This window comes from Pseudochrobactrum sp. Wa41.01b-1 (genome assembly GCF_019464455.1).
Lineage (GTDB): Bacteria > Pseudomonadota > Alphaproteobacteria > Rhizobiales > Rhizobiaceae > Pseudochrobactrum > Pseudochrobactrum saccharolyticum.
Genome location: NZ_CP080493.1, coordinates 2,740,976 through 2,762,281, shown reverse-complemented (window position 1 = coordinate 2,762,281; position 21,306 = coordinate 2,740,976). Strand labels below are relative to the sequence as shown.

General features: G+C 52.8%; 19 protein-coding genes. 12 read left to right on the top strand and 7 right to left on the bottom strand.

Going from position 1 to position 21,306, the window contains the following annotated elements; genetic code table 11:
* Window positions 1–10: 10 nt before the first annotated feature.
* Window positions 11–1,246, bottom strand: coding sequence for a peptidase T (gene pepT / locus K1X45_RS12750; protein ID WP_220159043.1), 1,236 nt, complete (start codon window positions 1,244–1,246; stop codon window positions 11–13).
* 217 nt (window positions 1,247–1,463) lie between these two features.
* A complete protein-coding gene (locus tag K1X45_RS12745; protein WP_220159042.1) occupies window positions 1,464–3,062 on the bottom strand; it encodes an ABC transporter substrate-binding protein in 1,599 nt (532 codons plus the stop codon).
* Between the two features lie 504 nt (window positions 3,063–3,566).
* Between K1X45_RS12745 and K1X45_RS12740 the strand changes: the two genes are divergently transcribed.
* From K1X45_RS12740 to K1X45_RS12710, 7 genes are all read left to right on the top strand, one after another.
* The gene (locus K1X45_RS12740; RefSeq protein WP_220159041.1) at window positions 3,567–4,166 is read left to right on the top strand and encodes a DUF922 domain-containing Zn-dependent protease; all 600 of its coding nucleotides are present in this window, start codon (window positions 3,567–3,569) and stop codon (window positions 4,164–4,166) included.
* Between the two features lie 445 nt (window positions 4,167–4,611).
* On the top strand, window positions 4,612–6,033 hold the full coding sequence (locus tag K1X45_RS12735) for a M20 family metallopeptidase (protein WP_220159040.1): 1,422 nt from the start codon (window positions 4,612–4,614) through the stop codon (window positions 6,031–6,033).
* Between the two features lie 125 nt (window positions 6,034–6,158).
* Entirely contained in the window at window positions 6,159–6,881 is a 723-nt protein-coding gene (locus tag K1X45_RS12730; protein WP_220159039.1) for an ABC transporter permease, read from the top strand.
* Window positions 6,878–7,612, top strand: coding sequence for an ABC transporter permease (locus K1X45_RS12725; protein WP_022710164.1), 735 nt, complete (start codon window positions 6,878–6,880; stop codon window positions 7,610–7,612). Before K1X45_RS12730 ends, K1X45_RS12725 begins: the two co-directional genes overlap by 4 nt.
* Window positions 7,609–8,403 (top strand): ABC transporter ATP-binding protein, encoded by a 795-nt coding sequence (locus K1X45_RS12720; RefSeq protein ID WP_220159038.1) that lies wholly within the window; start codon window positions 7,609–7,611, stop codon window positions 8,401–8,403. Before K1X45_RS12725 ends, K1X45_RS12720 begins: the two co-directional genes overlap by 4 nt.
* A 131-nt stretch (window positions 8,404–8,534) precedes the next feature.
* Entirely contained in the window at window positions 8,535–9,398 is an 864-nt protein-coding gene (locus K1X45_RS12715; protein ID WP_220159037.1) for a transporter substrate-binding domain-containing protein, read from the top strand.
* Between the two features lie 233 nt (window positions 9,399–9,631).
* Entirely contained in the window at window positions 9,632–10,525 is an 894-nt protein-coding gene (locus K1X45_RS12710; RefSeq protein WP_220159036.1) for a DMT family transporter, read from the top strand.
* A 9-nt stretch (window positions 10,526–10,534) separates the two neighbouring features.
* Here K1X45_RS12710 and msuE read toward each other — a convergent pair whose 3' ends face one another.
* From msuE to K1X45_RS12695, 3 genes are read right to left on the bottom strand one after another with little or no spacing between them, the layout of a single operon-like run.
* On the bottom strand, window positions 10,535–11,095 hold the full coding sequence (gene msuE, locus K1X45_RS12705) for an FMN reductase (protein ID WP_220159035.1): 561 nt from the start codon (window positions 11,093–11,095) through the stop codon (window positions 10,535–10,537).
* Window positions 11,092–11,766, bottom strand: coding sequence for a glutathione S-transferase family protein (locus K1X45_RS12700; protein ID WP_220159034.1), 675 nt, complete (start codon window positions 11,764–11,766; stop codon window positions 11,092–11,094). The genes msuE and K1X45_RS12700 overlap by 4 nt, the downstream gene beginning before the upstream one ends.
* Before the next feature lies 1 nt (window position 11,767).
* Entirely contained in the window at window positions 11,768–12,154 is a 387-nt protein-coding gene (locus K1X45_RS12695; protein WP_220159033.1) for a metalloregulator ArsR/SmtB family transcription factor, read from the bottom strand.
* A 254-nt stretch (window positions 12,155–12,408) separates the two neighbouring features.
* On the opposite strand from K1X45_RS12695, the gene K1X45_RS12690 reads away from it, so the two are divergent.
* The 4 genes from K1X45_RS12690 to dctP are packed head-to-tail and all read left to right on the top strand — an operon-like array spanning window position 12,409 to window position 17,271.
* Entirely contained in the window at window positions 12,409–13,245 is an 837-nt protein-coding gene (locus K1X45_RS12690) for an ABC transporter substrate-binding protein (protein WP_220159032.1), read from the top strand.
* Window positions 13,246–13,283: 38 nt separating this feature from the next.
* Window positions 13,284–14,414 (top strand): LLM class flavin-dependent oxidoreductase, encoded by a 1,131-nt coding sequence (locus tag K1X45_RS12685; protein WP_220159031.1) that lies wholly within the window; start codon window positions 13,284–13,286, stop codon window positions 14,412–14,414.
* A 2-nt stretch (window positions 14,415–14,416) separates the two neighbouring features.
* Window positions 14,417–16,246, top strand: a complete 1,830-nt coding sequence (locus K1X45_RS12680; RefSeq protein ID WP_220160496.1) for a TRAP transporter large permease subunit — start codon at window positions 14,417–14,419, stop codon at window positions 16,244–16,246.
* Window positions 16,247–16,272: 26 nt separating this feature from the next.
* Window positions 16,273–17,271 carry a TRAP transporter substrate-binding protein gene (gene dctP, locus K1X45_RS12675; protein ID WP_220159030.1) on the top strand — a complete coding sequence of 333 codons (999 nt, stop codon included), beginning with the start codon at window positions 16,273–16,275 and terminating at the stop codon, window positions 17,269–17,271.
* A 54-nt stretch (window positions 17,272–17,325) separates the two neighbouring features.
* On the opposite strand, the gene K1X45_RS12670 is transcribed toward dctP, so the two are convergent.
* The gene (locus K1X45_RS12670; RefSeq protein ID WP_028233451.1) at window positions 17,326–18,354 is read right to left on the bottom strand and encodes a sugar-binding transcriptional regulator; all 1,029 of its coding nucleotides are present in this window, start codon (window positions 18,352–18,354) and stop codon (window positions 17,326–17,328) included.
* Between the two features lie 164 nt (window positions 18,355–18,518).
* Between K1X45_RS12670 and K1X45_RS12665 the strand changes: the two genes are divergently transcribed.
* Window positions 18,519–19,271, top strand: a complete 753-nt coding sequence (locus K1X45_RS12665; RefSeq protein WP_220159029.1) for a hypothetical protein — start codon at window positions 18,519–18,521, stop codon at window positions 19,269–19,271.
* Window positions 19,272–19,318: 47 nt separating this feature from the next.
* On the opposite strand, the gene ptsP is transcribed toward K1X45_RS12665, so the two are convergent.
* Window positions 19,319–21,289, bottom strand: coding sequence for a phosphoenolpyruvate--protein phosphotransferase (gene ptsP, locus K1X45_RS12660; RefSeq protein ID WP_220159028.1), 1,971 nt, complete (start codon window positions 21,287–21,289; stop codon window positions 19,319–19,321).
* Window positions 21,290–21,306: the final 17 nt, after the last annotated feature.

The window sequence follows — 21,306 nt, the reverse complement described above, 5'->3', positions numbered from 1 at the left end:
GTATGTTTAATCAGCGTTTAGCCGCTGCTGCGCGTTTCAAAATCTCAATCACCATCTCCGATGCCTTGTTCAGAGAACCAACAGGCAGGAACTCGTAGATTGAATGGAAATTATGCGCACCGCAGAACAGGTTCGGACAAGGCAGACCTTTTTCTGACAGAACTGCACCATCATAGCCACCGCGCATCGGGATTGCATAAGGCTCAACACCGATAGCTTTCATCGCCTCCAGAGCCAGTTCAACCGGATAGAAATTATCACCCTTCAGCCCTTCGGCAGCATTGCGATACATCGGACGATATTCAACCGACACTGTGCCCTCACCATGCAACTGGTTAAAGCTTGCGGCAAGCGTGTCGATAAAGTTACGGCGCTTATCATAGCCCTCTACCGTAAAATCACGGATATCAACCACGATTTTGGCCGATGCCACGCTGCCCTGAATAGCTTTGACCCAGTAATAGCCTTCACGATTTTCCGTATGTTCCGGCCGCTCACCCGCCGGCAGCATACCAATATATTGCTGGGCATAGAGAATGGCATTGCGCAGCTTGCCCTTAGCCGACATCGGGTGGGCAGGCTGGCCGCGGAAAGTGATGTGGAACTCACCGGCATTCCAGTTTTCATAGACAATTTCACCCACTGCACAACAGTCCAGCGTATAGGCGAAATCCGCATTGAGGCTCGGTACATCCAGTGCTTTCGCGCCCAGCAGACCGATCTCTTCATCCGGCACAAACACGACTTTAACCTCGCCATGCTCAATCTGCGGATTATCTTGCAACACCTGCATCGCATGCATAACTTCAGCGATCGCTGACTTGTTATCCGCACCCAGCAGGCTGGTGCCGTCTGTCACGATAATGCGGTCGCCTTCGTAACGCTTCAGCTCCGGAAATTCCTCAACGCGCATCACAATATCAAGCGCTTTATTGAGGACGATATCCCCGCCCTGATAATCCACCACATGCGCCTTGGTATCAGTAGTATATTCACCACTGGTATCCATATGGGCAACCCATGCGATCACCGGTGCCTGATGGTCGGCATCTTTGATATTGGACGGCAATGTACCAACCACGATGGAATGATCTCTCATTTCCACGGTAAGTCCCAAATCGCGCAGCTCGCCTGCCAACAGATTGGCGAGTTCAGTCTGGCCGCTGCTGGACGGGAGTTTCCCCGCATCGGATACGGCTGTTGTATTAATACGGGTATAGTTCAGAAAGCGTTCAACAATATCCATCGGATTCTTTCAACTCATACCAAGGCGCTAAGATGCTAACGCATCACGCCTTGAAAATGTTCAATCACCACTCGGGCTTAACCAAAGTCCAATGAGTCTTACTCAATGAACTTTGGTATCAGCTTACAGTTTCATTTCATCTTGCAGAAATGGCGCCGGTGACGGCGCCATTGATTTTGAAACAAGTGCTCACCAAAAACGGGTAAGATCGTGTTGCTTATTCTTCGATATCAACATCTTCAAAGAGATAACCGCCGAAAGGATCGATACGGAAATCTTTGACTTTCTTGCTGACCGGCTGCTCCATCACCTGATGGGCAATCGTCAGCCACGGAGCCTGTTCTTTAAAGATCACCTGCGCCTGTTCATAAAGCTTGGTGCGCTCTGCCTGATCCGTGGTCAGCTTGGCCGCCTGAATAAGCTTTTCGAAATCAGCGTTACACCAGTTGGCACGATTACTGCTGCCGACAGCTTCACAGCCCAGCAGCGCTGCAAGGAAGTTATCCGGATCAGCCATACCACCGGTCCAGCCGAGCATGACTGCACCGTCACGGTCTTTTTCCAGCGAGCGTTTCAGATACTCGCTCCAGTCATAGGAGACGATCTCAGCTTTAACACCAATTTTTGCCAGATCAGCCTGCATTGATTCCGCTGCACGGCGGGCATTCGGCATATAAGGACGCTGCACCGGCATTGCCCAGATCTTCATCGAAAGATCTTTAACACCGGCCTCTTCAAGAAGCTTGCGCGATGCTTCAATATCATAGGCATCGTCTTTAACGTCTTTATTATAGCCCCATACGCCCGGAGGCATTGCATTGACCGCAACCATACCGGTTGAACCGAAGACGGCATCAATGATCGCCTGTTTGTTGATCGCCATATTCAGCGCTTTACGCACGCGCACATCGTCAAATGGTGCAACAACAGTATTATAGGCCATGAAAGCAATGTTCAGGCCTTCTTTACGCTGCACTTCAAGCGAAGTATCCGCTTTCATCTCATCAATATCCGCTGGGTTCGGATAAGCGATGATATGGCATTCGCCAGCCTTCAGCTTCTGATAACGCACGGAAGCATCTGGTGTGATCGCGAAAATCAGATTGTCGATTTTCTGCTTACCGTCCCAATAGTCAGGATTGGCCTGAAAACGCACAGCGCTGTTTGCCTGATAATCCACATATTGATACGGGCCGGTACCAACCGGCAACTGGCTCAGCTGATCGGTCTTGCCTTCTGCCACCAGCTGATCCGCATATTCTTTGGACTGGATTACAGCAAAAGTCAGCGACAGCGAAGCAATCATGGTTGCTTCCGGACGGTTCAGCACGAACTTAACCGTATGATCGTCGATCTTCTGGATTTCTTTAATCAGTGTCGGGAAAGAATAAGCGCCATATTGCGGCCATGTCCCCTTACCGTAAAACGGATTTTCCTTGTTGCCCTGACGGTCAAAGCTGAAAATCACGTCATCCGCGTTGAATTCGCGGGTTGGTGTGAAATAGCTGGTTGTCTGGAATTTTACGCCTTTGCGAAGAAAGAATGTATATTCCTTACCGTCTTCCGAAATTTCCCAGCGCTCGGCCAGACCCGGTTCCAGTTCTGTTGAGCCGCGCTTGATTTTAATCAGACCGTTGGACACGTTACGCGCCGAAGCGTCATAAGTTGCACCTGATGTGGTGGTTGCCGCATCAAAATTGTCCGGTGCTGCTTCAGAGCAATAAATCAGTGTTTTTGCTGAAGCCTGAGCAGAGGCCATTCCGCCGAGCAGCAAAGCAAGTGCTGTCGCCGAAAGCGCCTTTTTATAAATGTTCATACTGGTATTCCCCATTCCATCCGGCAGACAAAACCCCTCTGTTCAAGTAACCAACAGAACTGCCTTGCCTGTTCATTTTACGCGTATCCTGAAAACTGTTTCACAGTCTTCAGACTACGCTCTTAGTCCGGTCACAAAGTGATTGATGACCGGAGTTAAGTGATTCCGTATCGTGATAGTGGAACGATCTCCGCCCGAGTGCCATTGATAATTTTGAAGAAAATCACAATCATCCCAACTAAATCAGGGGAGGCTCAGAACCGGCGAAACGGAAGACCGGCTTTCGGCCATTCGCATGATGCTTTCACTGATGCGATCCATTCCGGCAAAAATACTCGATCTTTTTATTTTGCGCATATGTTATCCGATCGAAGCGGGATAAAAAAACAGTCCGGTGGACTGTTTTTCCCGCGAAGGCGCTTCACACTTTTCGGGATACGCTCTAGGTATAGACACGCCGGTTCCGGCATTCTTTCAACAATGTCGGTCAAACCGGAAGATAGCATGTCTGTTAAAAGTATTTTCTTCACCCTGCTTGCAACCGGCACAATCTGGGCGGGCAGTGCACAAGCTGAATGGCAGGCGATTGAGAAAGTGGAAACCTATTCTGTCTCCGGCACAACTGGCCCCGAGCTCTATGCTTCCATCGGCCAAAAAGGTCCGCAGATCGGCAAAAACAGACGCACCATTGCACATACAAATTTCACATTGCTCTGGTCGCGCAAATATAAAACCGATGACGGCAACTGCACTTTGGTTTCCGCAAAACCAAAACTGACAATTACATATACATTGCCGAAACCGGCGCAAAAGCTACCGCCGGAGACTGCCGCGCTCTGGGCAACATTCTATGCCGGTATTGAAAAACATGAACATATTCACGGTGATTACATCAAAGAAATGGTGCAGAAAATTGAAACGGCCACCGTCGGGATGTCCGTTGCCAATGACCCGAAATGCACCAAATTCAAAACAGAGCTGAATAAAGTACTCTCGGACTTATTTCAGGAGCAGCGCCAGCGCGGCCGCGATTTTGACCGTTCAGATATGGCACAGGGCGGAAATATTCATCAGCTGATCCTCGGGCTGGTCAACGGCCACTGAATCACGACCACTTTATACATCCGTCAAAACTGACCATTATGCTTATTCTCAGCCGAAAACAGTGTTCAAAGTCGCTGTTTCGCGCCCGTTTCGGCACATCAATCATCCATGTTGGCAAATAATGCCGTCTTTTTGAGCATTATTGTGCCTGTACTCTGCCATTTCGTCACTGTAGTTATCAGCGCGCAGAAAGAGGAGGTTGTCTGCAACGGAGGATATTTCAGACCCGCATGCTGTCTTTATACAGCCCGTATCAGCATCAAACTATGTTGAACTGCAGCTTTTGATGTAATCAGCACTTGTAAGCGGGGCCAAGGAATTTTATCAGCACTCAATAATAAGTTGTAATACCCCTTCATCTTCCCAGTCTGAACGGGTAAACGAGCATAGCACGACATTATCCGTAAAGGATGCAGCGCGTGTCAGGATCAAACGGAGCAGGCAATTGAAAAATCATTCTGATATCTGGGATATCGTTGAAGAGAAAAGCCCTGCCTATTTTGATCTGAGTGATACAGTCTGGGACAATCCTGAAACCAATTACGAAGAATATAAAGCCAGCGATGCCCATGCGCAGATGCTGATGGATGAAGGCTTTCGCGTAGAGCGCGGTATTGCCGGACTGCCGACCGCCGTTATGGGCGAAGCCGGTGAAGACGGCCCTGTCATTGCTATTCTCGGTGAATTTGATGCCCTGCCCGGCCTGAGCCAGATTGCCGGTCTGGCAGAGCCGCAGGAAATTGAGCGCGGCGGCCACGGTCACGGCTGCGGACATAATCTGCTCGGCTCCGGCTCGCTCCTCGCAGCCTCTGCGCTGAAAGACTATCTGGCAGAAAACGGTATCAAAGGCCGCGTGCGTTATTACGGTTGCCCTGCGGAAGAAGGCGGCTCGGCCAAAGGCTTCATGGTTCGTGAAGGCCTGTTTGATGATGTGGATATCGCTTTCTGCTGGCATCCAGCTCCTTTTGCCGGTGTCAATGATCCGGTTTCTCTGGCCTGCAATGAAGTCAGCTTCCATTTTACCGGCCGTGCAGCCCATGCCGCATCCGCTCCGCATCTCGGCCGCAGTGCGCTGGATGCTGTGGAGCTGATGAATGTCGGTGTCAATTATATGCGCGAGCATATGCCTTCCAGCGCCCGTATCCATTATGCTGTCACCGATACCGGTGGCATTGCACCGAATGTGGTGCAGGCCAAAGCCACTGTGCGCTACCTGATCCGCGCGCTTAGCCTGCCGGAAATGCAGACATTGCTGGAACGCGTTCGTAAAATTGCACAGGGTGCAGCCCTGATGACGGAAACGTCGGTGCGCGATGAGATCATCAGCGGTGATGCCAATCTGATCGGCAATTCAACCCTTGAACAGCTGATGCAGATCCAGCTGGAACGGCTCGGCGCACCTGTTTTTGACGAACACGACAGAAAGACTGCCCGCGAATTTCAGGATACTCTGAGCAAAGAAGATATCTCGGATGCTTTCCGCCGTTTTGGTGTTGAGCCGAAAGACGGACTTGCCCTATGCGAAGAGGTCTATAAGCCGTATAACGGGGATAATTCCCTTGTCGGCTCTACCGATGTGGGCAGTGTAAGCTGGGTGGTTCCAACTGTGCAAATGCGCGGTGCGACCTGCGCAATCGGCACGCCGCTGCATTCATGGCAAATGGTGGCGCAGGGTAAATTGCCTGCAGCCCATAAAGGCATGGCACATGCAGCGAAAATCATGAGCAGCACCGCTGCAGAACTGTTCCGCAATCCGGAACATATTACAGCGGCCAAAGCAGATCATAAAAAACGCCTCGGCGGTACAGTTTTCATCAATCCGATACCGGATGATGTTCAGCCTGCCCTCCCCATGCAAAAAGCATAGTCAGCGGGCTACAGGAATCCATTATGACAACCATTTTTCTCATCTCTCCTTCTATTCACACGCAGTTTCGGACGGAAAACCAGTTCCCACTTTTCCTGAAACTGCTCTAACCGGCCAAGGACATTATGAAGCAACTCAGCTTTTTTGAAATCCTCAGCTTCGGGCCTGACGGCTGGGGGCAAGTTCTGCTCACCGGCGCATTAATGAGTGTTGCCCTTGCTGTGACCGGCTTTTTGCTCGGCGCAGTCATCGGCGTGTTCGGTGCCTGGGCAAAAATCTCAGGCGGACGGATTACCCGTACCATCGCGGATGGTTATACAACCATTATCCGCGGCATTCCGGACCTGCTGATTATCTATCTGTTTTATTTCGGCGGCAGTGCAGCGATTACCGCAATCGGCAAGCTGTTCGGCGCTGAAGGTTTCCTCGGCTTTCCGGGTTTCCTCGCCGGTATGTTGGCTATCGCCATTTCCTGCGGCGCGCATCTTACGGAAGTTTTCCGTGGTGCGTTCAAAGCCGTTGCCAAAGGCGAGCTGGAAGCAGCAACCGCCTGCGGCATGGGTCGCTGGCTGAAATTCCGCCGTATCATTGCGCCTCTGTCGCTGCGTCATGCGCTGCCGGGCCTTGGCAATGTGTGGCAGGTATCGTTGAAAGAATCCGCTCTGGTTTCCGTGACCGGCGTTGTGGAGCTGCTGCGTCAGGCACAGATCGGTGCCGGTTCAACCGGTCTGCCATTCAACTTCTTCCTGATCGCCGGTGCCCTCTATCTGCTGATTTCGTCTGTTTCAGGCGGCATTCTGCAGTCCGCTGAGCGCTATTTCTCCCGCGGCGTGAGGAGAGCCCAATGAGTTTTGAATTCTTCGCTGAATCTTTTGTCGCCATGCTGGCGGGTCTGCCTCTGACCCTGAAACTGGCCGCGACTGCGATTGCACTGGGCGCCTGTCTTGCTCTGGTCATCGCGATGATGCGCCTGTCCGGCAATGTTGTGCTGGACTGGATTGCACGTATCTATGTGTTTGTGTTCCGCGGCACGCCGCTGCTGGTGCAGATTTTCATCATCTATTACGGCCTCAGCCAGTTTCCGGCGATCCGTCACTCTTTCCTGTGGCCGATCCTGCGTGAGCCTTACTGGTGTGCGGTTATCGCTCTGACGATGAACACTGCCGCCTATGCCGGTGAAATCATCCGTGGTGGTCTGCTGTCCGTGCCTCATGGCCAGATTGAAGCAGCCAAGGCCTGTGGCATGTCCCGCTTCACCGCTTTCCGCCGTGTGGTCATGCCGCTTGCTATCCGTCAGGCACTGCCTGCCTATGGCAATGAAATGATCTCAATGGTCAAAGCCACCTCGCTGGCCTCGATCATCACGCTGATGGAAGTGACCGGTATTGCTGCCAAGCTGATTGCCGAGAGCTATCGCGCGATTGAAGTTTTTGTCGTTGCCGGTGCAATTTACCTGTCCATCAACTTCATTCTGACCCGTCTTCTGCTGCTGGCTGAATACCGCCTGACGCCATATCTGCGTCAGCCTGTTCCTGTCAGCGTACCGGCCAATATTCCTACTGAAGGAAAAGCATCGTGAGCAATACAGTATCCGCATCCACACCGGTCGCGCTGAAAGTCGAAAACCTGCGCAAGAATTTCGGTCAGGTCGAAGTGCTGAAAGGTATTTCGCTCGAAGCCCGCGAAGGTGAAGTGATCTCCATTCTCGGCTCTTCCGGCTCGGGTAAATCCACATTGCTGCGCTGCATCAACCTTCTGGAAACACCGACATCCGGTACGGTCACCATTTCCGGTGAAACCATCAAGATGGCGCAGAACTCCAAAGGCGAAAGCTACCCGACCGACAAAAAACAGGTCTCGCGCATTCGCTCGGAACTCGGCATGGTCTTCCAGAGCTTCAATCTCTGGTCACACAAAACCATTCTGGAAAATGTGATTGAAGCGCCGATCTATGTGCAGGGGCGCAACCGCGCTGAAGTCATTGAAGAAGCGGAAGCATTGCTGGCAAAAGTCGGTATTGCCGATAAGCGCAATTACTACCCTTCACATATGTCCGGCGGTCAGCAGCAGCGTGCAGCAATTGCCCGCGCGCTGGCAATGAAGCCAAAAGTGATGCTGTTTGACGAGCCGACTTCCGCACTTGATCCGGAACTGGTAGGTGAAGTTCTGCGCGTGATGCGCGGACTTGCTGAAGAAGGCCGTACAATGCTGGTCGTGACTCACGAAATGGGCTTTGCCCGTGACGTGTCCAACCGCGTTATCTTTGTGCATCAGGGTCAGGTTGAAGAAGACGGCGCACCGTCGGAAGTCTTCACCAATTCCAAGTCAGAGCGTTTCCGCAAATTCATCAGCCACGAAAATGCGGCTTAAAGCATTTCCAGCAAAAGTGCGAAGCGGTTTTGCGTAGGATAATGCATAACGACAAAAAGACAGAGCGGTTCAAAAGTTCAATCTTGGAGCCGCTCTCCGTGAACAAGAATAATTGTAAACAGGGTGCTTCTATGAAAATCAGCCTCATCACCAAATCGCTTCTTGCTTCTGCAATGCTGCTCGGCGCCGTATCGGCCAGCGTCACTGCACAAGCTGAAGAAAAGAAATGGACCAAAGTAACCATCGCAACTGAAGGTGCTTACCGTCCGTACAACTTCACCAAGCCGGACGGCACACTCGACGGCTATGAAATCGAGCTGAGCAAATATCTTTGCGATCACATGAAAGTGGAATGCACGATCGTTGCAACACCATTTGACAGCATGATCCCTGCTCTCAACGCCGGTAAATTCGACGCGATCATGGCTGGTCTGACCGCCACTGCAAAGCGTGAAGAAACCATTGATTTCTCGGTTTCCTACGGCCTGACACCACAGACTTTCGCAACGCTGAAAGACAGCCCATATGCGAAACTGCCGCATACCGGCGAAACTCTGTTCCTTGCCAACGAAGATGAAGCCACGAAGAAAGCCATCGGCGAATTTTCGACTTCAATCGAAGGCCGCACTGTTGGCGTACAGACCGCTTCGCTCGGCCTGACACTGCTCAACACCTATTTCAAAGATTCCGCTGATATCCGCGAATATAAGACAACTGAGCAGCACGATCTGGATCTGAAGTCCGGTCGCGTTGATCTGGTTGTAGCGTCGCTGGCCTATCTGGCCGATGCTGCGAAAAAGCCAGGCAATGAAGATATGGTTCTGACCGGCCCTTACTTCAAAGGCGGCGTTCTGGGTCGCGGCGTTGCCGTTGGTCTGCGTAAGAACGAGCCTGAACTGCAGAAGAAGTTCAGCGAAGCGATTGAAGCTGCAAAAGCAGACGGCACAATCAAAAAACTGTCCGAAAAATGGTTCGGTTTTGACGTAACTCCATAAGTTACAGATACAATTTGAAATCATGAATGTGGCTGCGATTTTCGCGGCCACATTTTTTTATGTTGTGAGCAAGAGCAACAAGACCATGTTCAAATCCGGTCATTGTATAAAGACATGATCTGATCTGAAACTTTGATGATCCGCTCTGCGCAATATGATTGGACGGCAAGGCTTTGTATCTGTAGAAGCCTTTGTTATTCAAACATTTCTCATCCTGCATCCGGATCACGACTATGCCTGTATATGAACTCGCCGCACTCGGAGCCGCGACTTGCTGGGCGTTTACAGGTATTATTTCTGCTATTCCCGCCGGCCATGTCGGCGCATTGGCATTCAATCGCGGCAGGCAGGTTTTCGTCACCGGATTATTGCTGGTCTATGTGCTGATTTCCGGTACATGGCGTGATCTCAGCTGGGACAGTGCAGCTCCGCTGCTGCTCTCCGGCCTGATCGGGATTTTCGTCGGCGACTCTCTGCTGTTCACCGCACTGAACCGCCTCGGCCCCCGCCGTTCCGGTATTCTGTTTGCGCTCAATGCACCGATTGCTGCCGTGCTGGGCTGGCTATTGCTGGATGAAAAACTATCAGTGATGGGTGTGCTCGGTATTGCCATCACCATCTCCGGCGTATTGCTGGCCATTCTGTTCGGCAAGCGCCGTGCACAAATCCATGAATGGGAAAAAATCAAAGGGCCGCTCTGGATCGGTGTCGGGCTGGGGCTGGCGGCAGCAACCGGTCAGGCCATCGGCTCCATTATTGCCCGCCCTGTAATGGCCAGCGGGATTGATCCGGCACTGGCCTCACTGTTGCGTGTTGGCATTGCCGCTTGCTGCCTGACCGTGCTGACACAATTGCCGTTTCCAGCGCTCAAACCCAAAAAGCCTTTTACGCTGAAGATTGCCTTCCTCACCGCTTTGACCGGTTTTCTCTCGCTGGCACTCGGCATGACATTGCTGCTCTTTGCGCTCTCCGGCGGCAAAGTCGGTATTGTCTCCACCATCTCGGCGACAACACCGGTGATTATTCTGCCGCTGCTATGGCTGCGTACCGGTGAACGCCCCGCCAATGGTGCATGGCTTGGCGCTCTGCTGGTGGTGGCCGGAATGGCACTGATTATGCTGCGCTGAGTGCAATACTCACTCAGCCGCCTGCTGCTGATAATGATGACCGGGAACCACACGCACGGCTTCAGAAACCGCCTGCGCAATACGGTTATCAATCAGCACATTGCTGAGTTGCCCGTCGGTGAAATCACGATCTGAAACATAAATCGCTGTCGGCAGGGCAAAAGCCTCAAAGAAACCGAACAGCGGGCGCAGCTGATGCTCGACGATCAGCGAATGGCGGTCACCGCCACCGGTTGCCGCCAGAATGACCGGTTTGCCACGCAGTAATTTCGGATCAAGCAGATCGAAGAAATGTTTGAACAGTCCGGTATAGCTGCCTTTATAGGTCGGAGTACCGACAACCAGCAGATCAGCAGCGGCAATTTCATCCACAATGTCAGAAGCCTGCTTGTCGAGCTGCGATGGCCAGTGCGCCGCAGGGAACGACGCTCCCAGATCGGCAATATCATAGACAGATGAAACACCGCCGAGGGACAAAGCTGCCTGTCCGGCAATATGTTCAACAAAGCCACGGGTTTTTGACGGGCTGGTCAGGTTGCCGGAAAATCCGGTTATGCGGGGCGCACTCATAGTCTTTCCTCAGAACTTTCAGATTTGTCATGTGTCAGCGGGGGCGGCAAAGGAATCTCCCCCGTAAAAACCGGCACGCGATAGCCACGCTGCACGGCTTCACGCTGCGCGATTTGCAAATACCAGCGCCGGACGGAGGGATAATTATTGAGATTGATTTTATGGCGTTCAAAACGCGACACCCACGGCCAGACTGACATATCGGCAATGGAATAGTCCCCTGCCAGATAATCTTTGCCATTGAGATGCAGCTCCAGCTTCTCGTAAAGCCGTTTGGTTTCCTGCGCGAAAAGCGCGGAGGCTGCCGGTGCCACATCCGGATGATAGGTCAGAAAATAATGCGCATGGCCAAGTGTGGGCCCTAATCCTCCAACCTGCCAGAACACCCATTCCAGCACCGCATAGCGCCCAACGCCTGATATTGGCAAAAACCGGCCGGTCTTCTCTGCTAGATAAGTCAGGATTGCACCGGATTCCAGCAATGTCAGCCCGTTTGAATGATCGACAATCGCCGGAATTTTAGAGCCCGCACTGATCTTACGGAAGTTTTCAGAGAACTGCTCGCCTTTGGTCAGGTCAATTGCGTGCACCTGATAGGGCAAGCCAAACTCTTCCAGTGCCATGGAGGTTTTCAGTCCGTTGGGCGTTATCCATGTGTAGAGATCAATCATATCAGTCAAACATCAGGTCGGGCATCAGGTCGGGCATCGCATCGGATGTTTGGCGGCTTGTCATATTACGTCCGGTCACATCTTCCAGCCCGTCAAAAATCTCCCGCAGGCGCAGCACAATCTGCTCAACGCGCGGGTCGGCCACACTATAGATCATCGTCTTGCCGTCACGTCTGCAGGCAATGGCCCCCGCCTCGCGCAGAATACTCAATTGTTGCGACAGGCTCGGCTGCGGAATACGCAGTTCCGCTTCCAGCTCACCAACCTGCGCTTCCTGTTCCATCAGATAGCAGACCAGCGCCAGCCGGTTTGCATTGGCAATCAGCTTGAGCAGGTCACTCGCTGTGGTGACCGAACGGCATAAACGGGCTGCAACCGGCTTGGTCATTAAACCTCTCATCATAACCACGCGCAAACATTCTATAAAAAAATATATTGATAACTGATATTAATCAATATGTTATAAATTCAAGCGTTAAAAATTATGACCTGCGCACATGCCAAAAACTAGAATAATCCGTTACAAAGCCGCACAAAATTAGAACAGCCCGCTTTGGCTTTCATTTTACAAAAACGTAAATTGTATCTCAGTACCACAGGCGGATAATTCCGGTTTCTGCCTGTCTTCTGAAAGGGCAGTTTATGAAAATCGGTGTTCATCCCAGCAATCTGCATCTGCGTATCGCACAGGTCTGGCCTGATGCTTTCGCCTCTCTGGATGGTGAGTTTGTTGCCTATCGCGAAGGGCGCGACACCGGCAGACTGATTACAGAAGGTAAGATTGATTTTGGCGGCACCGGTTCCACTCCGCCGATCACTGCAGCTCTGGACGGGTTGCCTGTCAATTATATCGCCGCCTCCGCACCGCGCCCTGCCAATGGCGCCATATTGGTGCGCGCTGACAGCCCGATCAAATCCACATCTGATCTGAAACACCGCCGCATCGGGCTGGTAGACGGTTCTTTCCAAACTTATTATCTGGCACGTAATCTGGAAGAAGCCGGTCTCAGCCTCGCCGATATTAAACGCATCGAACCGGAAGTGAATGATGCCTTGCCAGCATTGCTCGACGGTCGTGTTGATGCATGGATTGCCATGGCGCCGCGTCTGGAAAATGCCCTTGAACGCGATGATATCCGCCTGCTCTCGCGCTGCGGCTCCACTATTCCCAACCGCTCTTTGTTCTGGACGCTGGAAAGCAGCAGGCTTGATGCTCAAACCCGCCTGAAAATTGCGCAGGAGCTGGCACGTATCGGCCGTGAAATCACTGCCGATCCGCATCAGGCCGCCCGCAGGTTGGTGGAAAGCGGCGCAACGGAAGCCAGCCTGCAAGGCTGGGAAAAGGTGATTGCCTCACGCGATTTCACTGTCATTCCGGCGGATGAAACCATTCTCACAGAACAGCAGACAGAAGCAGAAGTTCTGCATCGTCACGGGCATTTTGACCGCCTTGCGCAGATTTATCCGCAGGCTGCCTGATCGCCACATCACCGCAATTTAAGAATACGGACAATGATATGAATATTTTCTGGTATATGTGCGCACCTGACGGTGCCTATCCGTGGAAACCTGAAGGTTCCCGCAAGGTTGATCTCGGCTATTACAAACAGCTTGCCATGGCCTATGACCAGCTGGGCTATACCGGCGCACTCTTTGCCACCGGCGCACATGATGTATGGGGACTGGCCAATTCGCTGCTGCCTTATACGGAGCGGTTGAAATTTCTCGTTGCCATCCATCCGGGTCTGATTGCCCCTACCCTGCTTGCCAAAATGGCCGCCAGTTTTCAGGAATTTTCAAACGGTCGTCTGCTGGTCAATGTTGTATCAGGTGATGCCAAAATGCTCGGCGCCTATGGCATGAACATTCCCCATGATGAACGCTATGACATGGCTGATGAATATCTGACCATCTGGCACAGACTGTTTGCCGGTGAGAGTGTGGATTATCAGGGCAAATATTTCACTACAACCGGTGCCAAACTGGCACTGCCGGTGGGCGATACGATTACCCCGCCGCCGCTCTGGTTCGGCGGTTCCTCCGATAAAGCGCTCGATGTTTCCGCCAAACATACCGACACTTACCTGTCATGGGGCGAAACGCCGGAGCAGATCGGAGCCAAAATCGCCAAGGTCAAAGAACGCGCCAAGCAATTCGGCCGTACTATGCAATATGGCATCCGGCTTTATGTGATTGTGCGCGACACTGATGCCAAAGCATGGGAGGCCGCCAATGATCTCTATGCTCAGATGGATGCCGCATCCATTGCCGCCAATCAGCGCTTTGTATCCAACACGGATTCCGTTGGTCAAAAACGCATGAGTGCTTTGCATGGCGGTGTTAAGCCTGAGAACTTACGTGATCTGGAAGTTGTGCCAAACCTCTGGGCGGGTATCGGCCTTGTGCGTCCGGGTCCGGGTACTGCAATCGTCGGCTCACCGGATACGGTTATCCGCACACTGGAAGCCTATCGCGAAGCGGGTGTGGAAACATTCATCCTCTCCGGTATGCCATTGCTGGAAGAAGCCTATCGTTTCGGGGAAACTGTGCTGCCGCGTCTTGATGTTTCGACAGAAGTAAAGCAAGCAAAGAATTACACATGGTCAACGCTGTTTGACCGCGACCTCTCTAAGGCAGTTCCGGCTTGATGATGAGTACAGTGAAGACCTATCCCGCGATCGCAATAACACCAGTGCAATCCTTTGCCAGAACAATGCTGACCGGCATTAAAAATCTGCTGGGTGCAATCTGTGCAGCGTTCCTTGCCGCATTGCTGCTGATTGTGCTGACAACAGTGGTGCTGCGCTACGGGTTTAATACCGGTCTTCTCGGCTCTGAAGAACTCGCCACATGGCTCTATGTTGCATTGATTGCCTTTGGTGCGCCGCTGGCAATCAATTCGGCACTGGCGATGCGGCTTGATCTGGTGACATCCCGCCTCTCGCCTTCGGGTCAGCGTGGTGCGGCTATTATTGCGGACACTTTCACGCTGATGAGCGGGCTGATCTTCAGCTTCGGCAGCGCGCGGATTGCTGTGCTGCTTGGCGGCATTTCTCCGACACTCGGCCTGCCGGAATGGATCAGGTTCGGCTTTCTCGGTCTCGGCGGGTTCTTTATTCTGATTGTGCTGGGGCTACAGCGCATCAGCGAGAATAAAATACCGGATCTGCTGATTGCCGGTCTGCTGGCAACGGCGCTCTATATCGCTGTCAGTCATATCCATATTGATACGGATTTAAGCCCGAGCATTGTGCTGGGTCTGATTGCTCTGGCCGGACTGCTGGTTGCGGCTCCTCTGCCCCATGCCTTTCTGGCCGCCGCCTATATTGCCATTGCCTTTGGCAGCACCTTGCCGGAACCGGCTGTGGTGTCTTCCACCGTGACCGGTGTTTCCAAATTCCTGCTGCTGGCAATTCCGTTCTTTCTGCTGGCGGGCAGCCTGCTCACAGCTGCAGGCATTGCGCAGAAAATCGTGCAATTTGCCTCCTCACTTGTCGGCCATCGCCGCGCCGGATTGGCGCAGACCACATTGCTAACAAGTGTGCTGTTTTCCGGAGCTTCCGGCTCTTCTGTCGCCAATGCGGCCTTTGGCGCTGCAACCTTCCAGCCAGAACTGGTAAAGCGCGGCTATCCGCCTGCACAGGCCGGTGCAATTATTGCGGCGACTTCTGTGCTGGATAATGTGATCCCGCCGTCTATTGCTTTTCTCATTCTCGCAGCGGCAACCAATCTCTCTGTCGGCGCATTGCTTGTCGGCGGTTTTTTTGCCGGTGCGATCATGGCTCTCTGCCTTGCCGTCGCCATTCATCTGACCGTTCGTGAACAAGTGACACAGCCGCGTGCCAGCGGACAGGAACGCCTGCATTCAGCCATCGGTGCCATACCGGCTTTCGGCCTTGGAATTATAGTGGTTGTCGGCATCCGCATGGGCGTTGTCACCACCACAGAGGCCGCAGCCATTGCTGCGCTCTATACATTGGTCATGGCTCTGATCGGCAAAGTCGGAACTGCATCGCTCTATGATATTTTCAAGCAATCCGGCAAAGAAGCTTCCGCTATCGGCCTCTTGATCGGCACAGCCAGCCCTTTCGCTTTCCTGCTGGCGGTGGATGATATTTCCGGCACGGTTTCCGATCTGGTCAACGGTCTTGGCGCGAACCCGATCATCATTCTGATTGCCATCAATCTCGTGCTGCTGATAGTCGGCCTTGTGCTGGATATTGGTGCCGCCATTTTGCTGTTTGGCCCGATCTTTCTGCCAATTGCCGTTGCTGCCGGTATTGATCCGGTGATGTTCGGCGTCATTCTCGTTGTCAATCTGATGATCGGCGGACTGACACCACCGGTCGGCATGCTGGTCTTTGTGGTCAGCGGTGTCACCCGCCTTCCCGCTACGGCACTCTTCAAAGCCATGACACCCTATTTCATCGCTCTGCTGTTTTCTCTCGTCATTCTCGGCGCATGGGCTCTGCTCATCTGACCTGCACTCATAAGGATCCTCCCGCTATGATTACGCTTAACCGCCGCCATTTTCTGCGCACAGCCACGCTCGGCACTGCCACCGCTCTCGCCATGCCTGCCCTCATCCGCACAGCACAGGCCAAAACCGCCATTACTATCGCCTCGCTGTTTGACGACGATAAGCCGGAAACCAAAATTTGGTTGAAAATCCGCGATCTCGTGGAAGCAAAACTGCCGGGACAATTCCGTTTCAATATCGTCAAAGACAGTGCTTTGGGTGGTGAAAAGGAAGTGGCTGAGGGTATCCGCCTTGGCTCAATACAGGGCAGTCTCTCCACTGTTTCCGCACTTTCCGGCTGGGTGCCGGAGCTGCAAATTCTTGACCTGCCATTCCTGTTCAAAGATGCAGACCATGTGCTGAAAACCGTGCAAGGCGAGACTGGCAATGATCTGAAAGAAAAGCTCAAAGCACAGAACTTCATTGCCACCGGCTTCATCAATTACGGCGCACGGCATTTGCTGACTAAAGAAGCCGTGACCAAACCGGAACAACTCAAAGGCAAACGCATCCGCGTTATTCAAAGCCCGCTGCATACCAAGCTCTGGAGCAATTTCGGCACAACACCGGTGGGCATTCCGATCACCGAAACCTATAATGCACTGGAAACCGGCGTTGCCGATGCGATGGATCTGACAAAATCCGCCTATGCGAGCTTCAAGCTCTATGAGGTTGTGCCGTTTGTCACTGAAACCAGCCATATCTGGGCGTCGGGTGTGGTCTATTTCTCTGCCAATTTCTGGAACGGTCTCAATGCAGAGCAACAGCAGGTGCTGCAGAAAGCATCACAAGAAGCCACCGGCTATTTTAATCAGCTGATTGTTGATGATGAAAGCGCGGCAATTGCCAAAGCCAAGGAACATGGTGCGCAGGTACTGCAACCGGAAAATTATGACCAGTGGCAGGCCGGTGCAAAAACCGTATGGGATGATTTCGCACCGGTTGTCGGCGGTATCGACCGCATCAATGCGATCAAAAATATTTAACTCACAGACCGGTCAGGACGTCCCCCTCCTCAGCCGGAGGGGGGCGTCACAGCTTTAATTGCCGGCCTGATATTTCTTCAGCATTTCTGCGGCGCTGATTTCATCAGTGATGAAAACTGTCGGCTTCAGCAGTTTCATTGCACCGAGCAAAGCCACGACTTTTTCCGGCCCGCCGGAAGTGAGGATACGCACCGGTGCTTTCTGCAACTTATCCATGCTGACCGACATCACGCGCTCATGCACCGGATCGGAAACGATCTCGCCATTACGGTCATAGAAATGGAACAGCATATCGCCGACTGCGCCATTCTCGATCAAAGAGCGCTTCTGCGCTTCATCAATCAGACCAACGCGATAGGATGTGCTGCTGGCCGTCTCAATACCGCCGATGCTGAGCAGCACCATGTCCAGATCATCAGCCATTTCGAAAACGTCTTTCAAACCGCAGCGTTCAACCAATGCCTCGCGCGTTTCCTGACTGTCAACCAGTGCCGGTGCGGGGATCAGATAGCCCTCGCCCTGAAAAATCTGCGCGAATTGCCAGGCAAATTCCGGCGGATTGAACCGGCGCGGCTGCGCAATTCCGCCGAGAAGCGAAATCACTTTAAGATCATTAAGACTGCGCGCACCGATATGCTGCAAAGTGCCGGATAATGTGCGCCCCCAGCCCACACCAATGCGCATGCCGTGCTGTACTTTCTCGGAAAGATAAGCACCGGTTGCAGCGGCAATCGGCACAATCGGGTCAGTCTCCGGCGTTGACAGCGGCGCAACGATTGCCCGTTCCAGTCCGAAGGTCTGCTCCAGCATTCTTTCCAGTGCAGTCAGACCGGCCAGCTTGCCTTCAATCGTGATCTTCACCTCATTGCGGGCACGGGCTTCAGCCAGCAGCCGCACAATCGTTACACGACCGACACCAAGCACATCCGCAATGTCATTCTGGGTCATCTGCTCGACATAATACATCCATGCCGCGCGGGTGCGCAGCCTGTTGGTTTTATTCTCGCTGGCGACACCTTCTGATCCGACGATAAATTCCGGTGTTTCCTGAACATTACCCGATTTGCGCTTTGTGCTTTTCAACCCAATTCCCCGAATATTTTGCACATACTTATATGACCTGCTGAAAGACTGGCCGATAAGGAGGTTTTTCTGCGCGCAGCTTATTGCTTTTTCAGCCATGAAGAAACAATAATCCCGTCATCATTTCGGGTTATACCCGCATCATGCGCGCAGGATGAACGACCATGCATCAGGACATTCCGAACGACATCGCCGTCAGTATCAAAGACAAGCTGCGAGGCCTGCGTTATGCCCTGCGCCGTACCCGTCACGGCCAGAATGAGGCTGCTGAACCGGCAATCCTTCCGGATATTGTCCTCAACCGTGCTGCACATGTTGCCGCAACTGTGATGGATAAAGCATTCAGTACGGCCGAAAATATCTCTATTTCTCTGGTTTCCGACAATCCGTCCATTCATGACACTGCGCCGGATGTGCAGGGTTTGAGCTTCTATTTCACAAGCGGACAAGAAGGGCAGCGCGCTTTTCACCGCGATATGTACTATCTGACCAAGGCCGTGTTGCGCCGCAACAAAGCAGAAAATGTGCTGATTCAGGAAGCCGTTTTCATGTCGGTCTATAATCATATGAAACAGCGCTATAGTGCGGATATTGCCCGCCTGCATGACCCGAAAACAGATGTGATCCAGCAGACTGCCCGATTGTGCACGGCGCTGTTTCAGGAAATATTGCGCCAGCAGCCGGTGCGCCAGTCCAGCAGTCTGTCCGAACAAGCCCTGATTTCAGGCTTTGCGGCCATTAGTCTGGCCTGCGGTCTGGCAACGGCCAAACCGGTCGATATGGAAAATATTGATAATCTGGAAAGCGCCCTGCTGGCAGTAGAAGCACGCGGCGAGCGCATTCTTGAAAGCTTGCAGAACAAGGATGAATCGGCTCTGCAAAAACTGTTTGCCACACTGATTTTTCATCTGCCGTAAAGGCAAAAACACCGCTGCAACATTGCGTTTTGCAGCGGTGTTTATTTTTACTTTAGCTCAGAAATCAGCTTCTTTGCCCGCGGGATGGAAGCGGGGCTCATGCTCAGTTCTGTCAGCCCCATGCGGATAAATTCTGCAATCAGATCCGGCCTTGCTGCCGCCTCACCGCACATTCCCACCATAATACCGGCTTGCACGCCTGCTTTTGCAGTCATCTCAATGGCAGCCATGACCGCCGGATGTGAAACATCATTCAGCTTGGCAACGGTCGGGTTAAGCCGGTCTGCAGCCATAACATATTGGGTCAGATCATTGGTGCCGATTGAGAAGAAAGCGGCCTCCTGTGCCAGCTGTTGTGCGGCGAAAACAGCGGCAGGCGTTTCAATCATCACGCCAAGATCAAACTGACCGCAAGCCTTGCCCTCACTGAGCAGTTCCTGCCGGCAGGTTTCAATTAAAGCTTTGGTTGCGCGGATTTCCGCCACATCCGAGATCATCGGCAGCATGACTTTAAGCTGACCATGCACGGCAGAACGCAGCAGGGCACGCAATTGCGGCTTGAAAATATCCGGCCGGTCAAGACACATACGGATACCGCGCCAGCCGAGAAACGGGTTTTCCTCCTGCGGAAATTCAATACCGGCAATCGGCTTGTCACCACCAATATCAAGCGTGCGCACAATCACAGGATAAGGTGCAAAAGCCTTCAGCAAAGCTGAATAGGTTTCTGTCTGCATATCCTCCGATGGCAGATGCATATGTTTCATGAAGAGCAGCTCGGTACGGAACAGGCCGACACCCATCGCACCTGCTGCCTGCGCCACCTCAATCTCTTCCAGTGCACCGAGATTGGCCGCAACCTCAATTACTGTACCATCGGCACGCTGCGGGATCATGGTGCGATAGGCTTCCAAAGCCTGTTTCTCAAGCTTCGCGTCTTCAATACGCTGCTTGAAATCCGCGCAGATTGCTTCATCAGGATCCGGCGCAACACGACCTTTACTGCCGTCAACAGCAATCTGCTTCACATCTTTCAGCTGATGCACCGCTTTACCCAGACCGAGCACCGCCGGAATACCATGAGTGCGGGCAATGATCGCCACATGAGAGGTTGCGCCGCCATGGCCACAGACAATCGCACCGATCTTTTTCAGTGGTGCGCGGGCGAAATCCCATGCACCGATATCTTCAGCGATCAGAATGGCGCCATCCGGCAAGGCTTCCAGACTGATATCCTGCTGCCCCAGAAGCGCCAGACAAATCTGACGGCCAACAGCCTGCACATCATCAGCACGGGCGTTGAGATAAGGGTCATCAATCTCTGAGAACTGACGGGCAACGGCTGCACTGGCACCGAGCATAGCTGAGAGTGCATCCAGCCCGCCACGGATCAGTCCTGTTGCTTCATCAAGCAAAGTCTCGTCCGCAGCAATATCCTTCAATGCCGCAATAATACCGCGATCGCTCTCGGCAAGATTATCCGCTTTCAGCTCCGCATCCATACGCTGCTGGACATGCGCGACAGCATCATGAAAACGGGCAAGTTCTGCGGATATTTCAGAGGTTTTCAACGTGCGGTTATCAGCAGAGATTTCCGGCGGGAAAAACGGATAGGCCTCACCGATTGCCACGCCTTCACTGGCGGCAATACCGGTGATGAAACCGGTCTCTTCCGGCTCTGCCAGCGTAACAGCCGGAACTATTGGTTCAACAGATGCAGGCGCGCTCGCAACAACAGGAGCATCCGCATTTTCATCCAGACCCGACAGCGGATTTTCCAGATAGCCGATCAATGCTTCCAGTGCCTCAATCGCATCCGCACCTTCGGCACGCACGGTCACCGTGTCATTTTCCTTGACGCCGAGCAGCATCAGCTTCACGGAGCTTTTTGCGCTGACGCTTTTGTCCGCTTTAGCAATCTCAATGTCCGATTCAAAGCTCTTGGCAAGCTTTACAAAGCGGGTAGCCGGCCGTGCATGTAAACCTTCATGCACCCGTACGATTGTCGAGCGTTCCATGCTATACCTGTTTCAGT

What these genes read in the sequence shown, in the direction of transcription:
- K1X45_RS12730 (WP_220159039.1), top strand. Translation starts at nt 6,159, where the DNA reads ATGAAGCAACTCAGCTTTTTTGAAATCCTCAGCTTCGGGCCTGACGGC.
- K1X45_RS12745 (WP_220159042.1), bottom strand. Translation starts at nt 3,062, where the DNA reads ATGAACATTTATAAAAAGGCGCTTTCGGCGACAGCACTTGCTTTGCTG.
- K1X45_RS12680 (WP_220160496.1), top strand. Translation starts at nt 14,417, where the DNA reads ATGAGTACAGTGAAGACCTATCCCGCGATCGCAATAACACCAGTGCAA.
- K1X45_RS12690 (WP_220159032.1), top strand. Translation starts at nt 12,409, where the DNA reads ATGAAAATCGGTGTTCATCCCAGCAATCTGCATCTGCGTATCGCACAG.
- K1X45_RS12695 (WP_220159033.1), bottom strand. Translation starts at nt 12,154, where the DNA reads ATGACCAAGCCGGTTGCAGCCCGTTTATGCCGTTCGGTCACCACAGCG.
- K1X45_RS12700 (WP_220159034.1), bottom strand. Translation starts at nt 11,766, where the DNA reads ATGATTGATCTCTACACATGGATAACGCCCAACGGACTGAAAACCTCC.
- dctP (WP_220159030.1), top strand. Translation starts at nt 16,273, where the DNA reads ATGATTACGCTTAACCGCCGCCATTTTCTGCGCACAGCCACGCTCGGC.
- pepT (WP_220159043.1), bottom strand. Translation starts at nt 1,246, where the DNA reads ATGGATATTGTTGAACGCTTTCTGAACTATACCCGTATTAATACAACA.
- K1X45_RS12710 (WP_220159036.1), top strand. Translation starts at nt 9,632, where the DNA reads ATGCCTGTATATGAACTCGCCGCACTCGGAGCCGCGACTTGCTGGGCG.
- K1X45_RS12725 (WP_022710164.1), top strand. Translation starts at nt 6,878, where the DNA reads ATGAGTTTTGAATTCTTCGCTGAATCTTTTGTCGCCATGCTGGCGGGT.
- msuE (WP_220159035.1), bottom strand. Translation starts at nt 11,095, where the DNA reads ATGAGTGCGCCCCGCATAACCGGATTTTCCGGCAACCTGACCAGCCCG.
- K1X45_RS12665 (WP_220159029.1), top strand. Translation starts at nt 18,519, where the DNA reads ATGCATCAGGACATTCCGAACGACATCGCCGTCAGTATCAAAGACAAG.
- K1X45_RS12715 (WP_220159037.1), top strand. Translation starts at nt 8,535, where the DNA reads ATGAAAATCAGCCTCATCACCAAATCGCTTCTTGCTTCTGCAATGCTG.
- K1X45_RS12740 (WP_220159041.1), top strand. Translation starts at nt 3,567, where the DNA reads ATGTCTGTTAAAAGTATTTTCTTCACCCTGCTTGCAACCGGCACAATC.
- K1X45_RS12685 (WP_220159031.1), top strand. Translation starts at nt 13,284, where the DNA reads ATGAATATTTTCTGGTATATGTGCGCACCTGACGGTGCCTATCCGTGG.
- ptsP (WP_220159028.1), bottom strand. Translation starts at nt 21,289, where the DNA reads ATGGAACGCTCGACAATCGTACGGGTGCATGAAGGTTTACATGCACGG.